Origin of the sequence: Fictibacillus nanhaiensis (genome assembly GCF_036213205.1) — a bacterium.
Taxonomy (GTDB): Bacteria; Bacillota; Bacilli; order Bacillales; family Fictibacillaceae; genus Fictibacillus; species Fictibacillus nanhaiensis_E.
On sequence record NZ_JARMFC010000042.1, the window covers coordinates 1 to 10,234 of the forward strand.

Consider the following 10,234-nt stretch of genomic DNA (forward strand, 5'->3'; position numbering starts at 1 on the left):
CAATTGGGGTGCAGTTCAATTGCATGGGCGTGTTTTCATATGAAATTTTTCATTAGCTTTGGAACTTTCTTCCTTATTGTGCGTATAACCGAATAAGGAGGGGATGTTATGAAACATGTAGTTAGCTGCATCGTAACGGTAATCACAATATTAGTTTTTAATTATGTGGTGGCAAACCTTTTAGGAGTGGCGTTTATTGACACATCGTTATTTATTGGTTTAATTTTTGCTTTCACTATTCGATTTTTCACTTCAAAGGGTGGACTTTCATCAAACATGGTTCGTATGCAAGCTCAGGCGATGACAGGTATTAAAATTGAAGAAGAAAAAGCTGCGTTCAAACCGAGTTATGCTTATTATACAGCTATTATTTATACGCTAGTTTCGTTAGTCTCCATATTGGTTTATTACAAAGAATATTTTATCTAGTAGATAGTTGATTTTTGATGTAAAAATGGCAACAATGGATATTGAACTAATTTTAAACAGGAGTGTGCCAATACATTGAATTTGCGTTTCGGTCGTTTATCATTATGGTTTTGCATAGCGGGAATTCTTCTTGCTGGCTGGCCATTCATCGTTCGAGATGATGTAGCTCAACAGGTTGCTATCTTTCTTTTTAGTGGAATCATGTTGTATTTTATCGGTGTGATTTTAAGCGTTGTAGCTATTGTCAAAAAAGAAGCTGGAAAATCGAAATTTTTCGGGTTGTTTTTCATTTTGTTCATGGCTTTGATCTCTATATTCGGTCTTCTATTGTTATCGTTTGGAATTGGTGAAAAGTAAGAGAAATACAGAAAAGCCTTTCCCAACGGGAGAGGCTTTTCTATATTCTACGCTTGTTTTCTTCCTTCTTCTACATCATCAAATGCTACATCTTCGTCGAAAGGTGTGTCGAATTCAGTTGAGATTGGAGCTGTGAATAAGGAAATACCCACTATACTAACCAATCCAGCTGACATCCCATATAGAATCGGATTCGTTGCTGTAAGTCCTTCAATAAATAACCCTGCTAGAACAACAACTGTAGAAATTAAAATGGCATAGAATCCTGAATTAGGAGTTGCTCGTTTCCAAAAGAAAGTCATAACAAGGGGAATGAAGATTGCTCCAGATAGAATGGCATAAGCCACATCAAGTGCAACGAGTACATCTTGGATCCATATGGAAAAAGTAATAGCGATCAAACCGATAACAAGTGTTGTGACTCTTGATGCTGTAATTAATTGTTTGTCAGTAGGAGATTTCAAGAAATATTGTTTTAAGATGTCGTTTGTAATCAGAGTAGAAGACGCAAGTAACGAACCAGATGCCGTTGACATAAGTGCTGAACACACACTTGCAAGCACAAGACCTAAAATACCAGTTGGTAAAATGGTAAGGGCCATCTCAGCAAACGTGTTCTGCGGATTATCCAGGGCAGGTAGTACTATGAATGCACACATTCCGATAATGCTTCCAGCAATCGCGTATGCAAAGCTATACACTCCAGCAAAGATAGAGCCATTTCTAGCAATTTTACTAGATTTTGCTGTGAATACTCGTTGCCAAATGTCTTGCGATACTACCATACCAAGTGCAAACAACAAGAAATATTGAAAGATCTGCTGATAACCGATGCCTGTGAAAGCTAAGTGAGATTCAGGAAGTTTTGTTAATAGATTTCCTAAACCATCTACTTTTGAAAGACTCATAGGAACCATAATGAAGAATATACCAACCGTCATTACAATAAATTGAATAATATCAGTAACTGTTACACTCCACATTCCGCCTAGGATTGTGTAGAAGAGAACAATGCCTCCTCCAACTAACATGGAAGTCGTTAAGCTCCAACCTAAGAGAACATTAATGATCGTTCCCATCCCGATCACTTGGGTAACTGCAATCATTAAAGTGTATATAGATGCCACGATGGCACTTAAAAGACGTGTTTCAGATTTGTATCGTTTTCCCAGAAGTTCACTAATCGTTGTCACTTTTAATGAATCGATCTTCTTAATAAATATAGTGCCTAAAAGAATAATGCCTAAACCAATCATTGATACAAACCAGATGCCAGAGATTCCAAACTGATAACCAAGTTTTGTCGTCCCAATCGTCGCAGCTCCACCTAAAATAACGGCAGACAAACAACCAAGATACATAAACATGCCAAGGTTACGTCCTGCTAATGTAAAATCTTCAGAAGTCTTTGCTTTAGTAGAGCCAATAATTCCTGCACCGATCAATACGGCAAAATACAAGAGAATAATAACTGTATCAAAAGTTTGCATAATAAAAACCCTCCCTTTTAGTGTAATGCTTTAATCAAGACTTTTACGCGTTTTGATAGTTTTCCGACAATTGAGCATGAACCTCAACCAAATATTCTTCAAGTGACTCTTCAAGGACAGCAAGACCTTGATCGATTTGTTCTTGCTTGATGGTAAGAGGTGGAATCATTCTGATTACTTCACCATGATTTCCGCAGAGATAAAAAAGAACGCCTTTTTCTAAACACTTGTCTAGAATATTCATAAGTGCATGACCGTCTGGTTTACCTGTAAATGGATCAATGATTTCTATTCCAATCATTAGTCCTACCGCACGAATGCTCCCGATTAACGGAGTCCGCTTCTGAAGTTCTTTTAATTTTAAGTATGCATATTTCCCCATGTTTTTTGAGTTCTCAATGAGCTTTTCTTTTGTTAGAACATCAATTGTAGCGAGTGCTGCTTCACAAGCAATCGGATTTCCACCAAATGTTGTACCATGACTACCGAGCGGCCATTTCTGCATCAGTTCTTTAGACGCAACCGTTGCACTTAGTGGCAGTCCAGAAGCAATTCCTTTTGCGATAGCCATGATGTCTGGTGTAACTCCAAATGTTTGGGCAGCAAACCATTCGCCTGTTCTTCCAAAACCCGTCTGAACCTCATCGAAAATCAGCAAGATGCCATATCTGTCACAAACTTCTCTTATCTTCTTCAGCCAGCCACTTGGTGGGACAATGTAGCCTCCTTCACCTAGAACAGGTTCTACAATCATACAGGCGACTTCCTCAGGAGTAACTTGATGATTGAAAAGTGTGTCAAAATCTTTTTCAAGTTTTTCAATTACGTATGTTTCAGGATTTACTCCGCTTGGAGCGCTTTTTACATCTGCATAAGGAACTTGATAGGCAAGACCGTTCGGCTGAAGAAACTTACGGTATTTACTTTTGGATGTTGTCACACTCAAAGCGCCTAATGATCGACCATGAAAGCAACCGGTAAAAGAAATAACGTAAGGTCTTTTTGTGACATGTTTTGCGAGTTTCAGAGCACCTTCGATTGCTTCAGTTCCACTGTTAGCAAAAAAGAAACAATCTAAATCACCTGGTAGAACATGAGCTAATTCCTTTGAAAGTTTCAGGATCGATTCATACATGATGACCCCAGATGGCCCGTGCATAAGGTGATCTGCTGCATCTTTGATAGCTTGGACTACTTTTGGATGACGATGGCCAGTATTTGCTGTTGCAATGCCAGAAGTGAAATCAAGATATTGTTTTCCATCCAATCCATAATAGTAGCAGCCCTCTGCTTTTACGACGGGTAGGTTTGGATGATCTTTTGCCATACTAGGAGCTAAAAGATTAGGCATTTCGGTTACAAGGTTACTCCAGTTGTTCATTGACACGTGTATTACCTCCTTGATATTCCATTCTCATGTTGTATAAATAATTTCTATATAGAATATCCATGCAAGTATCATGCCAAGTAACTAAATTATCTGAAATTTTTTCATTTTTCTTACGATTGAAGGCTGACTAGTACCGAGTGCTTCTGCCATCTTTATGGTTGTTCTGTATTTCTTTCTTGCTGCAAATAAGATTTGTTTCTCTGTTTCGTCTAACATTTCTTTAAGTGTTTGTTCTTTATTAATAGATGGTGAAGGTGTAGTTGCACCATGTTTTACGTGATCAGGAAGATGTTCATCAGTAATAAGAGTCGTAGGGGAGAGTACCACTAAGCGTTCCATGATGTTGATTAATTCCCGTACATTACCCCTCCAGTCATAGTGCAGAAGGTGATGAAGAACAGCTTCATCTAATTTTTTCTTCTTGTTATACTTTTCTTCAAATTGCTCTAAAAGCATATGTATGAGAGGTACGATATCTTCTGTTCTCTTTCTGAGTGGGGGAATCGTGACGGGTACAACATTTAGACGAAAATAGAGATCTTCACGAAACAGCTTCTCATTTATCGCTTTCTGAAGATCTTTGTTCGTAGCAGAGATCAGACGAAAATCTATTTTGATTGGTTTCGTTCCACCTACACGAAAAAACTGTTTTTCTTGAATGACTTTTAACACTTTTACTTGGTGCTGCAGGGGAAGTTCACCGATTTCATCTAAGAAAAGAGTGCCTTCGTTCGATAGTTCAATAAGACCAACTTTGCCTTTCTGATGTGCACCTGTAAAAGCGCCAGGTTCATAACCGAATAGTTCTGCTTCAAACAAAGAATCGGGAATAGCGCCACAGTTAACCTCAATGAAAGGTCCTTTTGAGCGATGACTCTTATTGTGAATAAATTTAGCTAACAATGATTTCCCAACACCAGATTCACCTAGAATTAAGGCGTTCACATCCACCTCTGATAGCTGAAGTGCTGTTGAGACTGCTTTTTTCATATCTTCACTTTTTGCGATGATTCCAGCATCATGAAGCTGTTTGCTTCTTAATAGGTCGAGCTCTGTTTTTACACGCTGCATTTCTTCTTCCATAGCAAACAAAAACTCTTTATATTGAGCCAGTTCTGTAATGTCGTGTGAATAGCTAACAATTCTATACAACTTGCCTTGTTCGTTATAAACAGGAATACCTGTAACAAGCAATTTTTTTCCTTTATTCGTTGTTTGTACAAACGTGATTTTTTTATTTTCTTTTACAACCATTGGAGTGAGAATAGGCGTAAATAAGCCTTGAGCTTCTAGATCATAGACAGATTTTCCGATTAAACTATCTGAATCAACTCCGTAGATCTTTCCTGTAACTTCACTCACTTTGAGGATTATTCCCTCTACATTCGTAACTAAGATGTCGTCTTTTAAAGAATGAAGAATTTGTTCATTTTCGTTCCAATCTTTAGATTGACTCATGTACATCAGTCCCTTTTTAGGTTGTTGAATATTCAATTCTGAATAATTATTTATTTATGAATAATTATACGATTGTTCACAGAGAATTGATATAGAAACTGAGAGTTTTTATATGTGAAAGAAAAAGATCATGAAAAAATCTAGTTGATGTGTTTTTTATATGAGAGGGGGGAGTATGAGAGAGAAAACAAATAAAAAAAAGGACCAAAATGAATGGTCCTTTATAGCTTTCATTATATAAGTTCAGTTTTTAATTCAACGTCAATGTTGCCGCTTGTTGCTTTAGAATAAGGACAAACACCGTGAGCTGTCTTCACTAATTCCTCAGCTTCTTCTTGTGTCACACCGTTAACACCTACGTTAAGAACTACAGCTAGTTTAAATCCACCATCCGTATCTTTTCCAATAGAAACTTCAGCAGTAACCTTTGATTCAATACGTTTTTTACTTTGGCGTGCAACTAGGTTTAGAGCTGAATCAAAGCAAGCTGCGTATCCTGCTGCAAATAATTGTTCAGGATTCGTTGCGTTCTCACTTCCTGACCCACCAAGAGCTTTTGGCATTGCTAACTCGTGATTTAGAACACCGTTATCACTTTTTACCGTACCTGCTCTTCCACCTTCAGCTGTAGCTTTTGCTGTGTATAATGCTTCCATTCTAAACACTCCTTTGTGTAAAATTAAATTGTGTGCAATTTAATAACTCGTAGTTATCATAACGTATACTTTTTATAGAGTCAAACAATTTAATTGTGTAAAACTAAATTGTGATATAATGCAAGTACCCTTTACAAAAAGAAAGGAAACATCATGAAAAGTGAAACTTTAAAATTAGAAAATCAAATATGTTTTAAAATCTATACAGCAGAGCGTGAGATCACAAAGCTTTATCGAGAGTTGTTAAAGGAACTTAACGTCACGTATCCACAATACTTAGTCTTGCTTCTTTTATGGGAAAAACATTCATTGTCTGTAAAAGAATTAGGGCAAAGATTATTTTTAGATTCAGGGACTCTTACTCCCATGTTAAAACGCATGGAGATCAATGGTCTCGTCGAAAGAAAGAGATCTGCACAAGATGAGCGAAGTGTTATTATTTCTGTTACTAAAAAAGGAGAAGCACTTAAAGAAAAAGCAGAGTGCATTCCGGATCAACTTGTAGAAAACATTTCGATGAAAAAAGAAGATCTATTACTTTTAAATAACTCATTGACCAGTATCCTAAATCAGCTGCAAAGCCATCAATAAAACATTCGAAGACGCTTAGAAAATTTTTCTAAGCGTTTTTCTTTTTCTATGAATACTATAAGAGTTACATATGAACAATAAAGAAAAATTCATTAGAGGGATAAGTATGTTCAAAAAAAGGCGAGAGAAAATAGCTGAGGAAAAGAAAAAAATAGATGAACATCCTAAAACTAACGTTGATGCGACCAATTGGGTAGAGGAATTTTCACTATCAAATGATTTTGTTAATGACCATACTTCCTCAAATCTAGCTGAGCCATTTTGTATTTCTTATTTTAGAACGCTCATTATGGGAGAAATATTACATAGAGATGTGGTACCTTACCTATCTGCACAACTTTCGATAAAAGAATTAAAAAATACAATTCCTATACAACAAATAGAAGTAACATCGGACGCAAAAGTAATAAAGGAAAAGTTATTGCAAGGATTTGCCGCAATTCGGTTATCAGATAAACATACAGAATGTTTACTAGTGAATGTCGCAAATTATAAGTTCAGAGACATCTCTTTTCCTATGATGGAATCTACAGCTCTTGGTCCTCAAGCAGGCTATGTGGAAGAGATTGATACAAATATTAACATGATAAGGAAACATTTGCCGTCTTCTGACTTACATGTAAAAGAAATGAAAGTAGGTAAATTATCATCAACAAAAGTCGCAGTTATCTTTATGAATTCCATTGCGAACAAAGATAATGTCGAAACCGTTCTGCAACGGATCGACGACGTGCAATACGATCATATCTCAGATAGTTCATATTTAGCGTCAATGATTGAAGATAATACAAATTCTCTTTTTCCGCAAATCATTCCTACTGAACGAAATGACAGAACCATTGCGGCACTAACAGAAGGGAAAATAGTAATCGTAGTAGATGGATCTCCTGATGTATTGATTGCACCCATTACATTAGCAGAATCCATAGTCGCTATGGAAGATTACTATGTACCTTGGTTGATTGCAAATTATTTAAGGTTGATTAGGCTATTTGGCCTTTTTGTATCTATTATTATTTCACCTGCTTATATAGCCGTTTTAACGTATCATTATGAGTTGATTCCAGCAAAGTTACTTGACTCATTAGTGGCTTCTAGAGCTGCAGTGCCTTTTCCACCTATTATCGAAGTCTTAATATTAGAAATCAGTGTTGAATTTATTAAAGAATCAAGTCTACGCCTTCCTACTAAAATTGGTACAACTCTAGGTATTGTAGGTGGGATTGTAATTGGACAGGCTATCGTTGAAGCGAAACTTACAAGCAGTATCCTTATCATATTAATCGGCTTAAGCACATTAGCTTCATACACCTCAGCGATCTATAAGTTCAATAACTCTGTAAGGCTTATAAAATATCCGATTATTGTAATGGCACAATTTCTTGGATTGATAGGAATTGTAATAGGTCTTAATTTCCTCCTGGCACATTTATTGCGTTTAACTTCTCTTGGTAGACCGTACATTGGGTTTTACCCGTTTCGTAAAAATATATTTAAAGATATGTGGATTCGATTGCCATTTTCTATGCAGAAAGAGAATCCGGATAACTTAAGACCACAAACGAAACAAAAATATTTATATGATGTTAAAAATCCAGGTCCAGCTTCCGATTTCGATGAATAACAGAAAGGAGATTCTGTCATGCAAGTAAATATCAGACATCAAATATCTCCATACTTTTTGTTCTTTATCATTGTAGGCGCACAAACAGGAGTAGGTATATTGGGCTTCCATAGAATTATTGCAAAACATGCTGGTTATGATGCATGGATAAGTGTACTCATTGCTGGAGCAATCATTCAGGACATTGTTCTATTAATGTTTCAAATGCTGTCTGCAGCAAGAGGAGATATTATTGATGTGCACAGCCAAATTTATGGTAATAAGGTTGGATCAATTTTTAGTGCAATAATAATGATTTATTTTTGGTTGGCTGCTGTAAGTGTATTGAGGGAATATATTGAGATTATACAAGTGTGGATGTTTCCAACTCTTCCAACATGGATATTGTCTATTCTTATTTTGGTGTTAAGTTATTACATAATTTCAGGAGGGTTTCGTGTAGTGGCAGGAATATGTTTTGTGTCTGTCATTTACACCATTCTTCTTTTCTTTAATCACTTTTACCTACCTAACAATTATATTCATATTGATAACATATTTCCCATCCTCGATCATTCATTCATTGATTTATTAAAGTCTGCTAAAGAAACGAGTTATTCGATGGCCGGTTTCGAGATAATACTGATGGTATATCCATTTCTAAAAGACCCTGAAACATCAAAAAAGTATGCCCAACTAGGTGTTGCATTTACGACATTATTCTATACGGTAGGGGCAATAACAACATTTTTATTCATTAGTGAGAAGCAAATACAGACTACGATTTGGGCAAGGATTAATATTAATGCTTTAGCAAAGTTTTCATTTGTTGAAAGGTTTGAGTATATTCTTCTATCGTTGTACTTAATAAAAATAGTGACAATTATTACATTGATGTTATGGGCGTCAAGTAGAGGTATTAAATTGATATCGAAAAAGAAGCAGAAAATTCCTTTGATCGTCTTAATGGTTTTAAGTATTGCTATTTGTCAAATATTAGATAATAGATATATTCTTAATTCTTTTTTGGAGATGATCGCAAAATTTTCTGTAGGGTTGTTCTATGTATACATCCCTATACTATGGCTAGCTTTTAACCTTATAAAGAAGAGGACTATTTGATGAAGTGTTATCTAATTCTTTTTCAAATATGTTTAATTACTTTGTTAACTGGTTGTCAGGTTATTCCTTCATTAAATGCAAATGAAATCAGTATTATTCAAGGGGTTGGCTTTGATATAGCTTCACAACATAAATTACTAGGGACGATTGTTTATCCAGAATATCAAGTGGATGAAACTTCAAAGATTGAAATAAAGAATGCAGAAGGAGAAACGGTGCGAGAGATCATCAATCGCACACAAAATGAAGTACAGTATCCATTAGTTAACGGCCAGCTTCGTATCGCTTTATTTGGTGAAAAACTGGCAAGAAAAGGTTTATTTCCTCTCTTAGATACCTTTAATAGATCTCCTGCAATTGGCAGTAAATTGCAGCTTGCGATCGTTGAGGGGGAAGCTTCTAAATTACTCTCTATAAAAAAGTATGGTAAAGAAAATATTGCTTTGTATCTTTCTGATATGATTTTTCAGAACGCAAAAACCGGAGAATTACCTTTATCAGACCTTACCATATTTTCGTTCAAGTTTTACGATGAGGGAAGTGATCCTTTTCTACCTATTCTAAAAAAAGAAAAAGATAAAATAAGAATAAGCGGGATTGCCTTGTTTAAAAATGCTCGTGTTGTATCTACTCTACCCATAAAGGATGCATTCACATTTAAGATGTTGTTGGAAAGATTTAAAATGGGAACCCATCAATATCGTTTAGACGAAAATGAACATGTTGTTCTGGGAAACATCAAATCCTTACCTCATTATAAAGTCAAAGTGAAAAATGGAAACCCTGAATTCAATATACAAATTAAAATGGATGCAAGAATTCAGGAATATTCAAGCAATACACAAAATGCTGCAAATCCAAGTAAAATAAAAGATGTTCGAAAAAAAATAATGAGAAATATAGAACAGGACACTATGAGAATAATTAAACAACTCCAAGAAAACGATGTTGACCCACTCGGTTTAGGTGCAAAATTTGAAGCTCATTATCGCAATTTTGAATTAGGGAAATGGGAAGAGCAATATCCAGATGTAAAAGTGAACGTCGATGTTGATTTAAACATTGTGCATTCTGGGATTATTGAATAAAAAAACTCACACCTTATTTTAAGGTGTGAGTCAGCTTGTAGACAAAGTAC

Annotated in this window: 10 protein-coding genes; 6 read left to right on the plus strand and 4 right to left on the minus strand. The window is 35.7% G+C overall.

Annotated elements, in window-relative coordinates:
- Positions 1–108 precede the first annotated feature (108 nt).
- A complete protein-coding gene (locus P4V41_RS21275) occupies positions 109–429 on the plus strand; it encodes a hypothetical protein (RefSeq protein WP_328087204.1) in 321 nt (106 codons plus the stop codon).
- Positions 430–504: 75 nt separating this feature from the next.
- Complete coding sequence (locus P4V41_RS21280) at positions 505–786, plus strand: hypothetical protein (RefSeq protein ID WP_328087205.1); 282 nt, start codon at positions 505–507, stop codon at positions 784–786.
- A gap of 47 nt (positions 787–833) precedes the next feature.
- On the opposite strand, the gene P4V41_RS21285 is transcribed toward P4V41_RS21280, so the two are convergent.
- The 4 genes from P4V41_RS21285 to P4V41_RS21300 form a co-directional block, all read right to left on the minus strand.
- Positions 834–2,276 (minus strand): sodium:solute symporter, encoded by a 1,443-nt coding sequence (locus P4V41_RS21285; RefSeq protein WP_328087206.1) that lies wholly within the window; start codon positions 2,274–2,276, stop codon positions 834–836.
- Positions 2,277–2,319: 43 nt separating this feature from the next.
- On the minus strand, positions 2,320–3,657 hold the full coding sequence (locus P4V41_RS21290) for an aspartate aminotransferase family protein (protein WP_328087215.1): 1,338 nt from the start codon (positions 3,655–3,657) through the stop codon (positions 2,320–2,322).
- 90 nt (positions 3,658–3,747) lie between these two features.
- Positions 3,748–5,124 (minus strand): sigma-54 interaction domain-containing protein, encoded by a 1,377-nt coding sequence (locus P4V41_RS21295; protein WP_328087207.1) that lies wholly within the window; start codon positions 5,122–5,124, stop codon positions 3,748–3,750.
- A 233-nt stretch (positions 5,125–5,357) separates the two neighbouring features.
- The gene (locus P4V41_RS21300; protein ID WP_328087208.1) at positions 5,358–5,780 is read right to left on the minus strand and encodes an organic hydroperoxide resistance protein; all 423 of its coding nucleotides are present in this window, start codon (positions 5,778–5,780) and stop codon (positions 5,358–5,360) included.
- Positions 5,781–5,933: 153 nt separating this feature from the next.
- Between P4V41_RS21300 and P4V41_RS21305 the strand changes: the two genes are divergently transcribed.
- The 4 genes from P4V41_RS21305 to P4V41_RS21320 all read left to right on the plus strand — a co-directional run bounded on the left by P4V41_RS21305 (position 5,934) and on the right by P4V41_RS21320 (position 10,184).
- Entirely contained in the window at positions 5,934–6,371 is a 438-nt protein-coding gene (locus P4V41_RS21305) for a MarR family transcriptional regulator (protein ID WP_328087210.1), read from the plus strand.
- A gap of 106 nt (positions 6,372–6,477) precedes the next feature.
- A complete protein-coding gene (locus P4V41_RS21310; RefSeq protein ID WP_328087212.1) occupies positions 6,478–7,995 on the plus strand; it encodes a spore germination protein in 1,518 nt (505 codons plus the stop codon).
- A gap of 18 nt (positions 7,996–8,013) precedes the next feature.
- Entirely contained in the window at positions 8,014–9,096 is a 1,083-nt protein-coding gene (locus P4V41_RS21315) for a GerAB/ArcD/ProY family transporter (protein ID WP_328087213.1), read from the plus strand.
- Positions 9,096–10,184, plus strand: coding sequence for a Ger(x)C family spore germination protein (locus P4V41_RS21320; RefSeq protein ID WP_328087214.1), 1,089 nt, complete (start codon positions 9,096–9,098; stop codon positions 10,182–10,184). The genes P4V41_RS21315 and P4V41_RS21320 overlap by 1 nt, the downstream gene beginning before the upstream one ends.
- The last annotated feature ends 50 nt before the right edge of the window (positions 10,185–10,234 follow it).